This window comes from Thalassomonas sp. RHCl1, assembly GCF_947387555.1.
GTDB lineage: Bacteria > Pseudomonadota > Gammaproteobacteria > Enterobacterales > Alteromonadaceae > Thalassomonas.
Map to the genome: position 1 here is coordinate 223,347 of NZ_CANDNZ010000002.1, position 17,744 is coordinate 241,090.

Here is a 17,744-nt window from a genome sequence, read left to right on the forward strand (position 1 = left end):
TTCAGTTTTTATTGTTGTTGCCGGGGGATAAGCTATGTGGCCACAACATTGATTTTAGTCTGTGAAAAATTACACTTAAGCGCGATGCATATATGGCTGGCATACTAGCATAACTTTGATTTTCCATAAATCAGCAAAGTTAATAATCCAGATAATTCATTTTGGCGAGTTATTTAGCCCAGGCAAGCCAGGAGGCGAGTTGTTGCAAATCGATAACCGGTGTTGTCAGTTTAACAACTCCTTCAGTTTTTAGTTTGTCGTGCAATATATTTTTTATGCTTACCTGGTTTGCGATGAAAATCATAACGGATATTGGCTGCTTGGTGCCTCAACGGTAATGATTTTCAGGGCTTTGGCGGTTTATCTTTTACTGTTGAAAACCTGATGGATAAGAATTATGTCGGTTATTCTAGCCTGATAAGCTTTTGGCTTGGAGGATTGAGGGGAGTTAGTATTAATCAGCTTTTATGTTTGTTCAGTAAGACTGTTTAAAAATACTTTAATTCTTGGCAATATCTTCAGTTGGTAGCTATATAGCCCGCACTATTATAATGCGGGCTAATGCCTGTTTAGCAATTACTGACGTTTAAACTCAGAGGTTTTACTCCAGGTCGGCCACTGGCCGTCGACAGAGAGCTCGTAACCAATATCAAAGAATAATTGCATATCTTGCACGGCACCGGATAAATCCCAATCGCTTGAGTATTCATCACATAGGTTGTGATAACACTTCTTCAATTTAGCATCTAAGGTTTCGCGCAACTTTGCTGTTGCTTCATCGGCTGGCTGTGCGCCGCCTTTGGCGTATAATGCCGGGATACCGATATTGGCGAAAGCGAAATGATCAGAGCGGTAGTAGATGCCGCTGGCCGGACGCGGATCGCCGGAGATGATTCGGTCTTGCTTAACCGCGGCTTTGCTCAGGTAATCATCTAGCTGGGATTGCCCCAGGCCGTACACGGCGACATCCTTACTTTTACCGTTAACATTCAGGGCATCCATATTGATGTTGGCTACCGTGTTTTTAGCCGGGATCACCGGGTTGGCGGCATAGAATTTAGAGCCTAACAAACCTTGCTCTTCAGCCGTTACCGCTAAAAAGGTAATGGAACGCTCAGGAACCTTGTCCAACTTGGCAAAAGCTTCCGCCACTTCAATCAGTGCCGCGGTGCCGGTAGCATTATCTACTGCGCCGTTATAGATTTGATCGCCTTCTTTGCTTAAGTCTGTGCCCAGGTGATCCCAGTGAGCGCTATATAAAATATGCTCTTGTGGTTTTTTCGAGCCGGGCAGGGTGGCAATGAAGTTATTAGACACCGACTTTTTGATGGTGTTGTTTACCGTGACCGAAGCGGTCAGCTCGCCCATGTCAACATTAAAGCTGCCTTTGGCGGCTTTGGCTTTGGCGTCAGCAAAGTCTAAACCGGCCTTAGTGAATAATTCCTGTGCCACTTCAGTGGTCACCCAACCTTCAACGGCGACGCGGTTCATGTTCAAATCATCACGCTGGAAACCGAACTGCGGGCCAGACCAGGAGTTTTTAACCACGTTCCAGCCGTATGAGGCCGGTGCGGTTTCATGGATGATAATAGCGCCTTCAGCGCCCTGGCGGCTGGCTTCTTCGTATTTATAGGTCCAGCGGCCGTAATAGGTCATGGCATTACCGGTAAACAGCTCCGGGTTTTGTGTGGCGTAGCCGGGATCGTTTACCAGGATCACCACGGTTTTCCCTTTAACATCCAGCCCCTGGTAATCATTCCAGTTATATTCCGGAGCGTTAATACCGTAACCGACGAATACCAGCTCAGAATCTTTTAACTGGGACAACTCAGTGATGCGGCTGCTGCCCATCACCATATCGGTGCGGTATTGATAATCTTTACCGCCGATAGACAATACCATCTCAGGCGAGGCTTCAATCGAAACCAGCGGTACCTGCTGCAGGAAGCTGTCGCCGTTGCCCGGCTTAAAACCTATGGCTTTAAATTGCTCGGTCAGGTACTCAAGGGTGAGTTTTTCACCTTCGCTGGAAGGGGCGCGGCCGCCGAATTTGTCTGAGGCCAATACTTTTACATGGTCCGCCAGTTGCTGGGCGTTGATGCTGTTGTAACTGTTGTCAAAAGCGTTTGTCGGCTCTGTGCCGGACATGCAGCCGGTTAATGCCGCTGTGCCGATAAGCACTAATCCTTTTATTTTATTCATGGAAATAATTCTTATTAGAAAAATTGAGGGCTGAAGTATAAAACTTCTCTGTGAAGCTGACCAGCATGTTTTTATCAAGTGAAGGCGAAAGGGGGCCGTTCTTTTATTTCTTTCGCCGGGCTGCAAAATTCCTGCTTGTTCTTTTACCCCCCGAATAGCCGAACAGGCAGTTTTAGCGCCTGCTATATTGCAAACCTGGTCAGCTCCGGCTATTACTTTGGATACAAGGATAAGATGGGTTATTGCTAAGCCGTCTTATGGCAAGTAAAAAGTATGGAGACGGCAATGACAGGGATGCTAGAGCAAAGGTGCATACAGGCTCGTCAGAGAAAGAATCACGGACTGAAAATACTGTTTAGTGGCATTGTTGGGGGAGTATGTTTGTTGCTTGGCAGTTGTCAGTCCGGAGAGGGACTTGTGGCGCAGGGCAATTGCCAGCAAACCTCCCGTCTCAGGACCGCTCCCGAGCTGCTCTCCTCAAGCTGCCTCTATCGTGATATCAAAAGCAAAGCGATCTCACCGGAATTTACCGCATTCACCCCCAATTACCAGTTATGGAGCGATGGTGCCCTTAAGAGTCGCTGGATATACTTGCCGCCGGACAGCCAAATCGATACCAGTAATGCCGATCGCTGGGTATTTCCCGTAGGCACTCAGGTGTTTAAAGAGTTCCGTCATTTCAACCCTTCGCAGCAGGAAATTTGGGTTGAAACCCGTCACCTGCAAAAAATCACCCCGGGCACCGGCCTGGATTCCTGGCTGCTCAGTACCTATCGCTGGAATAAACAGCAAACTGAGGCTTATTATCTTACCGAAGGGGACAGGCAGGCCTTAGAGACCAGCCATGATATTCCCCCGGAGCAGGAATGCAGCGACTGCCATCAGGGCAATACCGATCTTATTCTCGGGTTTGATGCCATTCAGTTAAGTGACAAACAGGCACATCACGCTTTTGGCCATGGGCCTAAGCGGGGAGAGGGGGAATGGACCCTGAGTAAGCTTAACCAGACGGGGAAACTCACCGAGGAGATCCCTTTGCCGGTATTGCCCGGCAGTAAAGTGACCCAACAGGCGCTGGGCTATTTACACGCCAATTGCGGCAATTGCCATAACCCTATGGGGTATGCGGCTGAGCATGAAGCCGATCACTTAAGGTTTCGTCATAAACTTGCCATGAATACCCTTGAAAGCACGGATGTTTATCAAACGGCGGTCAATAAACCCACAGAAAACTTTACCGCAGCGCCTTATATTCTCCTGGGGGCCGAGGATGAGGAATTGGCGATATTTAAAAGTGCCGTGTTAATGCGTATGCTCAGCACAGATGAAAACTACCGTATGCCGATGATGGCTTCCGAGCAGGTAGATTATCACGGGGTATCACTGATCCATCGCTGGCTGAAATCCTTGCCGACACCGGCGGATGCGGATTTTGACTTTAAAAAAGCCTCCCTGGCGGCAAAAACGCCCCTGAAACATCAGGCGTACCAAGAGAGGTCGCAAACCTTAACCGGTAAAGGTTTACAGCTTGAAGTACAGTTTTTCCACGATAATTTCGTGCCCCCGGTGATGGCGGTTTACTGGCCGGAAGACAAGAGTTTAGCCAACCAGCCCGTGATGGACCATCAAGCAGGCTATTTCACGGAAAAGCTTATTTTGGGCAATAAAGGCGATACCTTAAGTTTGCGTAATTCTGATGAGGTCGGCCATACCATATTTGTCAGGGACAAAAAACAGGATGTGAAATGGCAGCTCAGCTATATGCCGCCCAATTCCGAATTCGAGCAGGAATTATTTTGGGACAACGACACTTTTGTTGAAATGAAATGCCGCCTGCATTTGTATATGAGTGCCTGGGTCGGCTCAATCAGCAGCCAGTATTACCTGACCTCGACCTTTGATAGTAATGAAGCCTATAAACGCTTGAGTATGCAAGATTATCCGGAGGACTTTACCCAGGTCAAAGTATGGCTGCCCAAATTTGAGCCGATAGACACCCGGATTGAGATCGGCGAAGAGCAAAGTTTTCCTCTGACTAAAGGGGGGAAAATACAGGGGAAACTCAGAATAAAAAGGTTTGCTCAATAAACTTATTTCACGCAAGCAACAGCTTTGCTGATGTGTTAATGATGTGCTCAAGGCGCACCAAAACGGCGCATACGCACTTTAATAAGGCAAGCAGCCAGGGCACCGCTTTTCTAATAGGTTGATCTTTAGTCATATTTTATTGGGCACAGTTTATGCCTTGTAAAATCAACGGACAATGACGTTTATTAGGAATCGGCTATGCTGTTTGGACGTAAAAATAGAAAACCCATCTCAATTCCTGCAAAAAAAGTTTCAACCTGGAAATACACCACCTGCAATTACTGCTCTACCGGCTGCTCTATCGAAATTGGTCTTGATGACGAAAAGCGCATTGTGACCACCAGGGGACATGCCGGCGCCGATGTTAACCGCGGCAAGTTATGCATAAAAGGCATCTTAGAGCATGAACTTTTTGAAAGTCCCGGCCGCGGTACTGAGCCGCTGATCCGCGATAAACACTATGAAAAGTTTGAGAAAACCAGCTGGGATCATGCCCTTGATACCACAGCGGGCAAAATTAAGGAGATCCAGGAAAAATATGGCAGAGATGCTTTTGCGGTTGTCTCTACCGGACAATTATTGACGGAAGAGTTTTACACTTTGGGTAAATTAACCCGGGGTTGTATCGGCACCAATAATTACGATGGTAATACCACCCTTTGCATGGCCTCGGCGGTCAGCGGTTATAAACGTTCATTTGGCTCGGACGGCCCACCCGGCTGTTATGGCGATTTTGAGCATACCCACTGTTTTATGGCCTTTGGCTCCAACTTACCGGAGCAGCACCCGATTATTTATTGGCGGTTAAAAGAAGCGCTGGAGAAACGCAAATTCCCGCTGATAGTGGTTGACCCGCGTGTGACTATGCTGGCGCAGTTTGCCGATATCCATTTGCCCATTACCCCCGGCACCGACTGCATTTTAATTAATTCCATGATGCATGTGATCATTAATGAAAACCTGCAGGATCAAGCTTATATCGACGCCCACACCCAGGGTTTTGAACAGATCAAAGCCCTGGTGCAAGACTATAATCCTAAGGAAGCACAGCATTTATGCGGTATAGATGAAGATACCATTCGCAATGTTGCCCGCATTTATGCCAAAGCTCCGGCGGCCATGAGTATCTGGACCATGGGTATCAACCAGTCGACCCATGGCTCAGACGGCGTGGCCAATATCAACAACCTTAACCTGATCACCGGTAACATAGGCAAACCGGGGGGCACAAGCTTATCCATTACCGGTCAATGTAATGCTATGGGCACACGTGAGTGGTCATCCTGCTCGGGGCTACCCGGTTATCGTTATTTGGAAAATGAAGCTGACCGCCAGGAAATCGCTGATTTTTGGGGCATAGACCCTGAGTTTTTCCCGAAAAAACGGGGCTTGGCGCAAACCGATATTTTTCCTGCCATAGAAACCGGTGAAATCAAAGGTATGTGGTTGGTCGCCACCAACCCTATGACCTCGATGCCGAATACCAACCGCATCAGAAAGGCATTGGAGAAACTCGATTTTCTGGTGGTGCAGGATGTTTATGAAGATGTTGAAACCAACCAATATTCCCATGTTTATTTTCCTGCGTCGGTATGGGCGGAAAAAGAAGGTTGCCATACCAATACCGAACGCCGTGTTAACCTGATCAGCAACGCCATCGAGCCTTATGCCAATTCCAAACCCGATTTCTGGATTTTCAACCAGATGGCGAAACGCTTTGATAACGGCAAAATCATTCACTTTCCCGACACGGCGGAAGGTGCTTTTAATGAAATGAAGCAGCTGTCAAAAGGCAGCACTTATGGTAGGCCGCGCAACCTCGATATTTCCGGCATGAGTTATGAAAAGCTGATCGAGGCGCGCGGCATTCAATGGCCGTACCGTGAAGGCGATGAAGGGCTTAAAGGCGCTCCCCGCCTGTATAGCGACGGCGTATTTCCCACCCCAAGCGGCAAAGCCAATCTGATTGCCGTCAATTTTTACAACAACAACGAACAGCCGTGTGCCGATTATCCCTTCTGGTTAAACAGTGGCCGTGTAGTTGAACATTTTCATACCCGCACCCGTACCGGAAAAATAGGCAACTGTAATAAGTTCAGCCCGACGCCTTATATGGAAATGAACCCGGATGCCGCGAAAGAACTGGGGATTGAGCATCAAAGTTATGTGCGTTTAACCAGCCGCCGCGGCGATGCCGTGGTGATGGTACAGCTTACCCAAAGGGTGTCGCGCAATATGGTCTTTATCCCTTTTCATTTTCATGACTGTGTAAACCGTTTAACGCTGGGCTTGCTTGACCCTTATTCGCGTCAACCTGCTTTTAAACAAGGTTCGGTACGTATAGAGCCGGTAGACCAGCTTGAAGCCGCTCGCCTTAATGCTGAACGCAGAACCTTTTAGACGCCTGATAGAGGACAATATCATGATAGAAGAAAATATTACTCCGCAAAAAACCGCGTCAACCAAGATCCCGGCGGCCGACGATTCGGGGGTAGAAAGTTTTGACCCTGCAAAAGAGGCGGTAGGCCAAGAACAAGAGGGGCGCTCTAATCATTGGGAAGTGCGCACCCAGGAGCAAAGTTATGCTTTTTTACCGGATCAGGAGGTGAAAGAAGAAAATCGCTACGGCCAACTGATTGATCTGGTCGAGCTTACCGGCCTTCCCAAAGAGCGCCCCATGTACATCAATGAAAATCCGGAAGTGGGCAGTAATCCTAACCGCAATAAACAACACGGATTTTTCTTTACTGCAGATAACTGTATCGGCTGCCATGCATGTGAGTCTGCCTGTGCGGAAAAAAATGAAACGCCGGCACATCTAGCCTTTCGCTCGGTAGGTTATGTGGAAGGGGGGTCATATCCGGATTATAAACGTATGAATATTTCCATGGCATGTAACCATTGCGACGACCCGGTGTGCTTAAAAGGCTGTCCGACACGTGCCTATACCAAACATGCCGAATACGGCGCTGTGCTGCAAGATCCTGAAACCTGTTTCGGTTGCGGTTATTGTACCTGGGTATGTCCTTATAATGCACCGCAATTGGATCCGGTTAAGGGCAGGGTATCAAAATGTAATATGTGTGTTGACCGGCTAGAGGTTGGCTTAAAACCCGCCTGTGTTTCAGCCTGTGTCGGTAATGCCCTGGACTTTGGCGTGATTGAAAACACCCCGGAAAACCGTGAGCAATGTAAAACCGAGATCCCCGGTTTCCCAACCCCTGAAATTACCCATCCCAACATACGTTTTCAGCAAACCAAAACCTTGCCCAATGAAATGACACGTACCGACTCCATGCCGGTTAAGTATCATCGCAACGAGAAGGGGCAATACAAGCCGGCAATAGACCAAAAAGCTGGTAAAGCCAAACATTGGAACTTCAAGCGCCTTAACAGCAGGGAAAATCCGCTGGTGTTATTTACTTTATTTGCCCAGGCAGCTTTTGGTGTCTTTTTAATTCCATTTTTAGGCGCTTTGTTAGGCATTGAAGCGTTAAGCGGTTTTGTCGCGTCAGATATGTTTTTACCGCTGACGGTAACATCTTTAGCAATGACCACCTTTGCCTTATTAATGAGTGTGACCCATCTGGGTAAACCGATGCGGTTTTATCGGGGGTTTAACAATTTACGCTACTCACCTATGGCACGTGAAGGTTTTGGTTTAGCACTTTTCTGTACCGGTTGTGCATTAACTTCACTGTTTTTATTGCCCGGTAACGAATACCTGGTGACAGCTGTTAATAATGCCACCTCAATAGATTTAGCCGTGCTAACTCGGGGGATCCCTTTAGACACCTTAGTAACAGGCTTTGGTATTTTTACTTTGCTGGCGGGGGCTGCAGGTCTCTTTTACATGAATAAGTGTTATCAAATTAAAGCGCGTCCGTTTTGGAACCATATACAAACCAGTACCGCATTTGCCGGTAATAGTTTGTCTTTAGGGGCATTTATTGGCGGTATTATTGTGCTGTCGACGTTAACGGCTCAGGGTAAAGCCATCGATACGGCAACGGCGGTATTTGCCAGTGTCTTTATCTTCGGCATGCTCATTGAGGCATTAGGCTTAATAAAGCACAGCTATGATTTAAATCGCAGTGAAAATGAAGGAGGGGCAGCACATTACATACAGTCAACCACCTTTGGAAAAACCTATATATTCCGTAATAGCTTATTAGCTTTTAATATTATTGCGGCAACAAGTTTACTTGCCCTGCATTTAACCGGCACTAATGATGCCAGCTTATTGGTGGCATGGGCATTGTTGGCGCTGGTAAATTGTTTTACCGCTGCTATCGGGCGGGCCTTATTTTATGTTTTGGTTATACCGACAACGATGCCGGGTGCCTTCTTCTGGAGAAATAAAGGTTTTGAACAACATGCACGTGATATTGGTTTGGCGGATAACCCCAGTAGCGGGGTAGCTCCATTGCATTAATTGCGGCACTGCATTTTCAGGCCAGGAGTATTGGTACCTGTTAATAACTTAACTTTAGAGAATGGGACTCCTCTTCACCTTAGGTGTTGGGGAGTCCCATTATTTTTTTATGAGAGCGATATAAGATAAGCTGATAAAGATATTTAAGTCGTGACAGCTAAAGCGAGTCTTGCTTTGTCGTGACCATGTTTAACAGCTTTGTCCGGCTAGTCTCTTTATTAGTGAATAGCAGCTGCTTTTATTACTCGTTTGTTGTTAAGCTGCCGGCATTATTATTAAACGAGAAGGTCAGCTGAGTGCCTTGTTCACAAGATTGCCCGTCGAAATAGCGGCATACTTGTATGTGATCCCTGTTAAAGCTTAATAACTCATATACCTGCGTTTGCTCATCTTGGGTGATATGGAGTTTGCCATCAAGCACCTGATAGCGACCATAGAGGTTGCCGGGGGAATCTTTATAGACAATATGCTGCTCAGTGCCGTCTGCACCGAACTCAGGAGCAAAGATAAGTGAAGTCTGGCTATTAACATCATTAAGTTGCATCCTGGCATAATCAACCCAGCTATGGCCAAATTGTTCAACCCCGGGTTTTTCACTGTATTTTGCTGTCAAAATAGTAGAGCCTTGATAAAAAATCGGGCCCTGATCATAAAATTCGGAGTCTAATCCGCTTTCAAAATATAGGGTATCGCCTATTTTGGCGATTAAATTCCGGGTAAAGGTGCAAGATAAATAACATTGTTCATCCGGACACTCCACCACGGGCCCAAGTTCGGGGTGGACGATTTTATCCCGCAACAGGATACCGGAATCTGATATTGTCCATTTTGATGCCGGGTGTGCAATATTTGGCACGTGTATTTGATCGGCATAATAGTCAAATTGTGCATTTGCCCTTGACCAGCTCCCGACAACATTTTCAGGCGTAAAACGGCTATCTTGTTGTATCAACATATAACCATTACGTGTGCGCCAGGCATTTGCATCTTTACCCCGTACATTGGCGACAAATTTTACGCCTATGTCCTCGATAAACTCAGTGATCCAAAATGAATAGGTGACTTTTTTGCTCTCGGACAGGGTCTTGATCTCTAACTTACGCCCTTTTAACCGCCATTTAAAATCACTGATGGTTTGGTCATGGTGGGTAAACATACCCAGGCCATTGTCAAAGAAAGCGGCTCGGGCGGCGCTCAGTCCCTGAAAATAAGGCTGCTCAGGGTAAGTGAGCAGGTCGATATCCTCAATGACCCATTCTCTGCCAACCAGATCTAAAGGCCATCTTTCAGTATTTTTTCTATTGAGTAACTGAATAACTCTTTGCTCTTGATAACTGTCGATAATCTCACCGGTTTCGTTATGGACTATGCGTTGGTGCGCCACATAGTCATAAAGAGCGGACTGATCAGGCTCTGTTGATGGCGTAAGGGTGATTGATACTAACTCCCCCCGGTAACTGTCTGTTTCTGAGTCTGCAAATTGATATAAAACCAGCGGCTCTAAAGCCGTTACTTCGGTAGTGGTACCATTGTTATGCCAAGTGATATTGACAGCGGAGCGTTCTTTAATTTTACCGCTGCCATCGGCTGCCAATTTAAGTTGCAAGGCATTGTATCCATCGACAGGATCAATGAGGAAGTAGTTCCCGGAGTTGAGGTCTATTGCCTGGTGCGAGCTCGACTGAATTTGTTGAGCCCCGGTGGACATTTCTGTACCTTTCGCGCTGGCCTTGTTAGCCGCAGCCAGTATTATTCCCGATGTGAGTACAAAAATGATCAGATATAAGCGTGTGATGTTTTCTTTCATTATGTTCCCTCAATTAAATGATGTAGTTATGGAAGTACGTATTATCTGACTTAAGAAACTGTCAAATATCACTTTGTTAACAGAATTGTAACATTAGAGCATACTCACAGCGATTTCAAATACTAGATGGTTTTTTGAGCGAATAAGGGAAAGGAAACTCTATATCACGGATGGTTTCATTAGGCACTGTTTAGGCAGCACGACTCTGCGTAATCTCTGGCAAGCCGTATTATCGGATACTAAAGAGAGTGGAGCTAAGAAGGCTGGCGGCGAAGACAACCGCCATAGATTTTATCAAATGAGTTAATGAAAGCCGGTAATAATCATTTGTTATGTGTTAATAAATAACCACTTTATAAATTAGGGGCACTGATCAGGTAGTTATTGGCCTGCAGCGCCGAGGTGGCGGCTCTGACGGTATTGTTTTTCACTAAGATATAGTCGGTATCAAAGGTAGAAATGGCAAAGATGCTGATTTTTTCTTTGGCAAGTACCGCAGAAATATTGGACAGTATGCCGGTCAAGGTAAAGTCTAACGGGCCGACTACTTCCAGGGCGCGCCAGTCTTTTTCCACATCATCACTGGCCAGTTGTACATGCTGGGGCAGTACAATCGAGACTTCTTCAAAGGTTTTGGCAATAAAAAAGACTTTTGCGGCAAATACCTGTTCGGGGATCTCGCTGTTCGCCGGCAAACTGTGTATGGCAAAGGTTTCATCCATTAATCTAAGCGTCAGTTTTGACATGATTTCTCAATATGCAGAGTTAGTTATGATCATACTATAACGTTAAATAACGTTTAACTCTATGTTTGAGCATGGCAAAAGCGAACTGTTTTTTAAGGCCTGGCTGAAGGGAAGAAGGCAAAGAAAAAATATAATGTACAATAATGCAAGCTATTTCGTTAAAAGTTTTATTGTTAGTTATAAAATGATGCTTTCTTTAAGGTTATCTCGCCGTGAACAGAGTCTTGTTGCAAAAATGATATCCACAAAAGCTGTGGATAACATTGTGAGCAAACTTGTGATAGCAAGTTATGTTGTTGTAAAGGTTAGTAAAAAGTGTTGGTACGTTTTTTGAGTCATTGTTGTGTTTTTACTGATAAATACAAAACATATAAAAATAAAGCACTAATGGTGAATTAGGCTTGAATTTGTATTTAAAACGTTTTTATCTTACTTTCACCGGTGCAGTACTTTGCCGTATCTCGTTTTTTCTCGCCTTTTCTAATTTTGGCAATAAAAGAAAACCGCTAACTCCAGCTGGAGTGCAGGGGATAGCGGTACCTTTTTCCTGCTCTGTTATGCTGATCCTGAAGTGATTTATCAGCATAGGCAGCAGCGCCTATTTTACCTGGATCGCGGTTAAGGCTATGGTGTAGACGATATCATCCACCAGGGCGCCCCTTGAAAGGTCATTTACCGGCTTATTCATGCCTTGGAGCATAGGACCGATACTGACCAGATCTGCCGATCTCTGCACCGCTTTATAGGTGGTGTTGCCGGTATTGAGATCCGGGAAAATGAATACCGTGGCTTGACCTGCCACCGGGCTGTCGGGGGCTTTCTTACGGGCGACATTTTCCATGATCGCGGCATCATATTGCAGCGGACCGTCTATTACCAGATCCGGGCGTTTTTCCTGTGCCAGCCGGGTAGCCTCGGCGACTTTCTCGACATCGGCGCCGTGCCCCGAGGTACCTGTGCTGTAGCTTATCATTGCCACCTTGGGGGTAATGCCAAACTGGGCGGCGGAGTCTGCCGATTGGATAGCAATATCAGCCAGCTGCTGAGCATTAGGCTCGGGGTTGATGGCACAATCGCCGTATACCAGGACCTGATCCGGCAGTAGCATAAAGAAAATAGATGACACTAATGAGCTGCCAGGGGCGGTTTTGACCAGTTGCAATGCCGGGCGGATAGTATTGGCGGTAGTATTGACGGCACCTGAGACTAAGCCGTCTACCTGGCCGAGCTGTAACATCATGGTGGCCAGCACAACATTATCTTTTAACTCTTCCCGCGCCACCACTTCCGTCAGGCCCTTATGTTTTCTCAGCTCAAGCAGGGGAGCGACATAATTCTCCCTGATGGTGTCGGGATCTGTGATCATTAACCCGGGGGGCAAGTCTATGCCTTGCTGGTCGGCGATGCGGCTGATTTCATCAATGTTGCCCAGTAATTGGCAGCGGGCAATTTTTCGTTTTGCGCATATTGCTGCAGCTTTAATGGTTCTGACATCCGTGCCTTCGGGTAAGATGATCAGCTTGTTGGCATTGCGGGCAAGCTCGGTCAACTGGTGCCTGAACGCCGGCGGCGACAACGGATTGACCTGGGACGCTTTCTCTGACAGGTGCTTTAACCAGTCGACATTGAGGTGATCCGCGACATATTGTCTGACCCTGTCATGGCGCTGGCCATCGTCTTTGGGTACTTCCGGGTTAAAATTCATTAAATGTCGTGAGGTCTGCCAGGTATCCCAGGGTACGGATAAAATAGGCAGGCCATTGTCCAATGCCTGGCGGCATAAGCTTAATACTTCGCTGTTGGGCTCAAAGCCATTGGTGAGCAGCAGGGCGCCGACTTTAGTGCCGTTGAGGGCAGACAGGCAGGTGGCGATGATAATATCGGTTCTGTCTCCCGGGGTGACAATTAAGCGCCCGGGAATTAAATGGCTGACCAGGTTGTCGACACTGCGGGCGCAGAAAGTGACACTGCGGATACGTCTGTGCTGCATGTCCCCTTCATTGATCACCTTGGCATCAAGGTAATGGCAAATATCGATCACCCGGGGGGCAACCATGTCGATTTGCCAGGGCACCAGCCCCAATAAGTCGAAATAGCGGTTGTTAAACAGGGACAAATTGATAAAGGCATGCAGATCTTTTTTCGGGTTGATTTCACTTTCCCGCGGCAGCAAGCCGTGCTCGTCCTGATCAGGGGAATTGACCTTATTTAAGATACAGCCGATCAAACGTTTGTTTTTGATGCCGCCATAGGTGTCGGCGCTGACTTCTAACCGGTCTTCAAACTGGGCGATATCATCGTTTTGCGGATTGGCCACCAGGACAATATCTGCGCCCAGTGCCTGGGCAACATCATGGTTGATGCGTCCGGCATAAGGCTGGCGGGTGGTGGGGATCAGGCCTTCGATGATCATGACCTCGTCCCCCTCGCTAAAAGCATTAAAGTTGGCGACGATTTCTTCAAGTACTACGTCATGCAGGCCGTCTGCGATTTTTTCTTCGACATCCGCCAGCGGGATGGCATGGCTAAACTCTAACGGCTCTGCTTCGCCGTTTTTCGGATGTTTCAGCACATTCCTTGCCGGTTGGCTGATAGGTTTAAAATGAGCGGCTTTGATGCCTTTTTGCTGGCAGGCATGCAGCAGCCCCAGGGCTACGCTGGTGAGGCCGACACCGAAACCGACCGGTACTAACATAATACGGTAAGACATTATAAAGCCTCCTGCAGTACTTGGATGCTTTGGGATGCAATCACCCCTTCTTCATTGGTGGGGATCACCAGGGCATATCTTGATGACGGCGTTGAGATATCATCACTTTTGCCGAAGCGGGTTTCCTGGTTTTTGTCCTGATCCAGATGGAAATTGAGCAGGCTGAGCTGGTTTATTATCTGCTCACGTACATAGCTGGAGTTTTCCCCTATGCCGCCGGTAAAGATGACACCGTCAAGACTGGTTAAACTGGCTGAAAGGGCAGCGATGTATTTGGCGATGCGGTAACAGAAAATTTCCAGGGCAAGTTTGGCCCTGTCATTGTCCTGTGTTAATGCCGCCTGCTCCAGCTCCCGACAGTCGTTGCTTAATCCCGAGAGACCAAGTAAACCGCTGTCTTTATTGAGCAAGTTTTGTACCTGGTCGGGTGAATAACCTAAGTGTTCGATAAGGTGAAAAATAATGCCTGGGTCGAGGTCGCCGCTGCGGCTGCCCATCATCACCCCTTCAAGTGGGGTAAACCCCATGCTCGAGTCAATACTTTGTCCTGCTTTGATGGCGGTGATGCTACAGCCATTGCCTAAGTGGGCGCTGATAAAGCTGCATTGCGTTAAGGGTTTACCGATAAAGCTTGCTGCCTGCTCTGCGACAAAGCTGTGGCTGGAGCCGTGAAAACCATATCGGCGGATATCGTGCTCTTGATATAACGCGTAGGGCAGGCCGTAAAGATAGGCTTTTTCCGGCATGCTCTGGTGAAAGGCGGTATCAAAGACCGCAACTTGTGGCAGATGTCCCAGGGCTTTTTCTGCGGCATTGATACCGGTGAGGTTCGCCGGGTTGTGCAGCGGCGCCAGGTGGGCTAAATCCGCTATGGTCTGTTTAACTTCTTTGGTGATCAGGCTTGGCTCGGAAAAATGCTCACCACCGTGTACCACCCTGTGGCCAACGGCGCTGAGGGTATCGAGCAATTCCAGCCGAGTTAACTGCTGTACCAGTTCTGCGATGGCCGCTTCATGATCAAAAGGCGCTTTCAGGGAGAATTGCTCGTTTTGCTGCTGATACGTTAATTTAAAGCTTGCTTTGGCGGACAGTAAACGTTCGGCGATGCCGGTTAAAATGGCCTGCTTGGTGTTGCTGTCGATAATGGAAAACTTAACCGACGAACTACCGCAATTGATTACGAGCACATGAATTTGAGACATAAATACTACTGAATAAAAATAACAACTTAGGCTGGCTATTATAAAGAAGTGCTACAGCGGAGTTTTGATATGGGACATAGAGTGGGGCATTAATTGCGATCTATTGTGGGAAAATGAACAATATTATACTGTCTTGATAGCAGACTCCTGCTATAGTGTTATCTATGAATATGAGTGTTGTTGAAATAATCAAGCTGGGTCAGAGATATATGAAGCTCTGGCCGGAACGCGCAGAATTAGGTCAGTATTTTGCTGATTACCGGGCCATCCAGGTGGGCCGTTTCGTTTATCGTCATTTCCCTGCTTTAGCCGTGACTTCTGTGATCTTACAAGTGTATTTTGGCTCTGTGTCGATCTTGCCTCAGGCACTGGTTTACGGCTTGTTTATTGCCAGTATACCGGTGCAGGCGCTGGTGATGCTGGGGGTTAAGGCCGATAAGCATTTACCGCCTTCGCTGGCAAGCTGGTACCGGGAAGGGGTCGCCAGAATCAATGAGCAGGGGGGAAATATCAAACTCTCTGTCCACAAACCCAGGTATGTGGATCTTGCCGGTTTACTCAACCTGACCTATCAGCACAAAAAACAGTAGCAGATTGGGTTTTCACCTTATCTCAACAGATACTAAAAAGCAGCACATGAAATATCTTGTGCTGCTTTTTTATGTTCAAGATGAACGGTATATCACGATCACCTGGATGTGAAGGAGTGATTTATGTTCAGGATGAACGGTATATCACTATCACATGGACGTCATGGAGAGATTTATGCCTTTTTATACAGGCGAATATGAAAATCGGCCTGGCAGCTGAAGGTTGTCATCGCTTTTATCTGCTCAAGTAAAGCCTCGCTGGTCTTAAAGGCAAAAGGTGTCATTGCCAGTAAGTTAATAACATCATCTGGTCCGGTAAAGTCCATTTGGTAATTTAACTTTTCTTCATGCACCAGGGCCAACTCCGTTATTTGGCTTTTCCCGGTATCGTGTTTTTGGGGGTCACGATAAATCAGCGATTTTAACTCAAATAAATGGTTTTCAGCCGGGGTAACCGTCAGCAAATAAGCGCCGCTTTTTAAAACCCGGGTAAATTCCGGTTCTAAAATCGGGGCGTAAATGGAGAATAACCAGCCAAAAAACGCATCCTCAAAGGGTAAATGAGATAAAGTGCCGACACTGAAGTGACAGCTTTTATGGCGCTTGGCGGCAATTTTTACGGCATTTTTTGCGATATCCACCCCGTAAACCGAGTTGTTGTTGGTTTTATGCTGGTGGGTATAGTAGCCTTCACCGCAGCCGGCATCTAATACCGGCAAATTTGTATCACCGTGCGCCTGATATAAGCTGGTGAGTTTGTCGATCAGCGGCTGATAGTAGCCCTGTTCCAGAAAAGCACGGCGGGCAAGCACCATGGCTTTGTTATCCCCGGGATCTTTGGAATGTTTATGCTGTACCGGCAATAAATTCACATAACCTTCTTTTGCCCGGTCAAAATGATGGTTATTGCTGCAATGAAACCCCGATGCCTGGCTGCTAAGCGCCGAGCGGCAGATGGGGCATAAATAATGTGGCAAACTCATTTGGCTTACCCGAACGTTGACCAGATAGGGGCATGATCTGAGGGTTTTTCTATGCCCCTTAGCTCATAATCGATACCTGATTCATTACAGCGCTCCGTCAGCTCTTTTGTTGCCAGTACCACGTCTATGCGTAAGCCGCGGTTGTCATCAAAACCTTTTGAGCGGTAATCAAACCAGGAATATTGCTCGCCCGTTTCCGGATGTAATTTGCGGAAGGTATCGGTAAAGCCCCAGTCTAATAATTTCGCCAACCATTCGCGCTCTTCCGGCTGGAAGCTGCACTTGCCGGTTTTTAACCAGCGTTTGCGGTTGACTTCGCCGATGCCGATATCCAGATCTGTTGGTGAAATATTAATGTCACCCATGACCACCAGGTGCTCATCCGGCTGGTGATGCTCGTCGAGGTAACCCATCAGGTCTTTATAAAACTGCCTTTTATAGGGGAACTTGGTTTCATGGTTGATATTATCTCCCTGGGGGAAATAGCCGTTTAATACGGTTACCTTTTCACCCTGATCGTTGGTGGTGGTCACCATGATCATACGTTTTTGCGCGTCTTCGTCATCTGAAGGGAAGCCCAGCTGTACCTGGTCAGCTTCCTTTTTACATAACATCGCCACGCCGTAATGGGCTTTCTGGCCATGAAAATAAACGTGGTACCCCATGGCTTCAACGTCTTCGAGGGGAAAAGCATCATTATGAACTTTGATTTCCTGCAACCCGATAATATCCGGCTGATGCTTGTCGATTAATGCTTGCAGTTGATGGAGTCTTGCCCGCAGGCCATTGATATTAAAAGAGACTATTTTCATAGGAAGATAACAACCTTAAAGGTGGAAATTATTATTTTGCTTGCAGTCACCGGACCGGGGATTGCTCCCTGCCTGGCTGACGTCGTTGATTGCGGGCAATAATAGCATTAAATATGATTGAACCCCAACCGATTTAGCGAGGCAGGCAAGAGGATATGAGCGCAAGAAA

11 protein-coding genes are annotated in these 17,744 nt (G+C 47.1%); 4 read left to right on the forward strand and 7 right to left on the reverse strand.

All coding sequences use genetic code 11. The features are described 5' to 3' along the window. Positions 1 to 576: 576 nt before the first annotated feature. Positions 577 to 2,202, reverse strand: coding sequence for a M28 family metallopeptidase (locus QL234_RS07035; RefSeq protein WP_281557132.1), 1,626 nt, complete (start codon positions 2,200 to 2,202; stop codon positions 577 to 579). 285 nt (positions 2,203 to 2,487) lie between these two features. Here QL234_RS07035 and QL234_RS07040 point away from each other — a divergent pair, with 285 nt between their 5' ends. The 3 genes from QL234_RS07040 (at position 2,488) to QL234_RS07050 (ending at position 8,725) form a co-directional block, all read left to right on the forward strand. Then, the gene (locus tag QL234_RS07040; RefSeq protein WP_281557133.1) at positions 2,488 to 4,290 is read left to right on the forward strand and encodes a hypothetical protein; all 1,803 of its coding nucleotides are present in this window, start codon (positions 2,488 to 2,490) and stop codon (positions 4,288 to 4,290) included. Positions 4,291 to 4,488: 198 nt separating this feature from the next. Continuing rightward, positions 4,489 to 6,690 carry a nitrate reductase gene (locus QL234_RS07045; RefSeq protein WP_281557134.1) on the forward strand — a complete coding sequence of 734 codons (2,202 nt, stop codon included), beginning with the start codon at positions 4,489 to 4,491 and terminating at the stop codon, positions 6,688 to 6,690. Positions 6,691 to 6,712: 22 nt separating this feature from the next. Next, complete coding sequence (locus QL234_RS07050) at positions 6,713 to 8,725, forward strand: DmsC/YnfH family molybdoenzyme membrane anchor subunit (protein WP_281557135.1); 2,013 nt, start codon at positions 6,713 to 6,715, stop codon at positions 8,723 to 8,725. 241 nt (positions 8,726 to 8,966) lie between these two features. Here the strand turns inward: QL234_RS07050 and QL234_RS07055 are convergent, their stop codons facing one another. From QL234_RS07055 to QL234_RS07070, 4 genes are all read right to left on the reverse strand, one after another. Then, positions 8,967 to 10,532, reverse strand: a complete 1,566-nt coding sequence (locus QL234_RS07055; protein WP_281557136.1) for a hypothetical protein — start codon at positions 10,530 to 10,532, stop codon at positions 8,967 to 8,969. A 353-nt stretch (positions 10,533 to 10,885) separates the two neighbouring features. Next, positions 10,886 to 11,278 carry an ACT domain-containing protein gene (locus QL234_RS07060; protein WP_281557137.1) on the reverse strand — a complete coding sequence of 131 codons (393 nt, stop codon included), beginning with the start codon at positions 11,276 to 11,278 and terminating at the stop codon, positions 10,886 to 10,888. 598 nt (positions 11,279 to 11,876) lie between these two features. Next, positions 11,877 to 13,988 (reverse strand): phosphate acetyltransferase, encoded by a 2,112-nt coding sequence (pta, locus tag QL234_RS07065; RefSeq protein ID WP_281557138.1) that lies wholly within the window; start codon positions 13,986 to 13,988, stop codon positions 11,877 to 11,879. Further along, entirely contained in the window at positions 13,988 to 15,190 is a 1,203-nt protein-coding gene (locus QL234_RS07070) for an acetate kinase (RefSeq protein ID WP_281557139.1), read from the reverse strand. The genes pta and QL234_RS07070 overlap by 1 nt, the downstream gene beginning before the upstream one ends. Before the next feature lie 170 nt (positions 15,191 to 15,360). On the opposite strand from QL234_RS07070, the gene yfbV reads away from it, so the two are divergent. Next, positions 15,361 to 15,780 carry a terminus macrodomain insulation protein YfbV gene (gene yfbV / locus QL234_RS07075; RefSeq protein ID WP_281557773.1) on the forward strand — a complete coding sequence of 140 codons (420 nt, stop codon included), beginning with the start codon at positions 15,361 to 15,363 and terminating at the stop codon, positions 15,778 to 15,780. Between the two features lie 173 nt (positions 15,781 to 15,953). Here the strand turns inward: yfbV and rlmA are convergent, their stop codons facing one another. Beyond that, positions 15,954 to 16,763, reverse strand: coding sequence for a 23S rRNA (guanine(745)-N(1))-methyltransferase (gene rlmA / locus QL234_RS07080; protein ID WP_281557140.1), 810 nt, complete (start codon positions 16,761 to 16,763; stop codon positions 15,954 to 15,956). Between the two features lie 5 nt (positions 16,764 to 16,768). After that, a complete protein-coding gene (gene xthA / locus QL234_RS07085; RefSeq protein ID WP_281557141.1) occupies positions 16,769 to 17,575 on the reverse strand; it encodes an exodeoxyribonuclease III in 807 nt (268 codons plus the stop codon). Positions 17,576 to 17,744 lie beyond the last annotated feature (169 nt).

Bases quoted from the DNA above. Each gene is read 5' to 3' on its own strand.
- QL234_RS07035 (WP_281557132.1), bottom strand. From the start codon at position 2,202: ATGAATAAAATAAAAGGATTAGTGCTTATCGGCACAGCGGCATTAACC.
- QL234_RS07040 (WP_281557133.1), top strand. From the start codon at position 2,488: ATGACAGGGATGCTAGAGCAAAGGTGCATACAGGCTCGTCAGAGAAAG.
- QL234_RS07045 (WP_281557134.1), top strand. From the start codon at position 4,489: ATGCTGTTTGGACGTAAAAATAGAAAACCCATCTCAATTCCTGCAAAA.
- QL234_RS07050 (WP_281557135.1), top strand. From the start codon at position 6,713: ATGATAGAAGAAAATATTACTCCGCAAAAAACCGCGTCAACCAAGATC.
- QL234_RS07055 (WP_281557136.1), bottom strand. From the start codon at position 10,532: ATGAAAGAAAACATCACACGCTTATATCTGATCATTTTTGTACTCACA.
- QL234_RS07060 (WP_281557137.1), bottom strand. From the start codon at position 11,278: ATGTCAAAACTGACGCTTAGATTAATGGATGAAACCTTTGCCATACAC.
- pta (WP_281557138.1), bottom strand. From the start codon at position 13,988: ATGTCTTACCGTATTATGTTAGTACCGGTCGGTTTCGGTGTCGGCCTC.
- QL234_RS07070 (WP_281557139.1), bottom strand. From the start codon at position 15,190: ATGTCTCAAATTCATGTGCTCGTAATCAATTGCGGTAGTTCGTCGGTT.
- yfbV (WP_281557773.1), top strand. From the start codon at position 15,361: ATGAGTGTTGTTGAAATAATCAAGCTGGGTCAGAGATATATGAAGCTC.
- rlmA (WP_281557140.1), bottom strand. From the start codon at position 16,763: ATGAGTTTGCCACATTATTTATGCCCCATCTGCCGCTCGGCGCTTAGC.
- xthA (WP_281557141.1), bottom strand. From the start codon at position 17,575: ATGAAAATAGTCTCTTTTAATATCAATGGCCTGCGGGCAAGACTCCAT.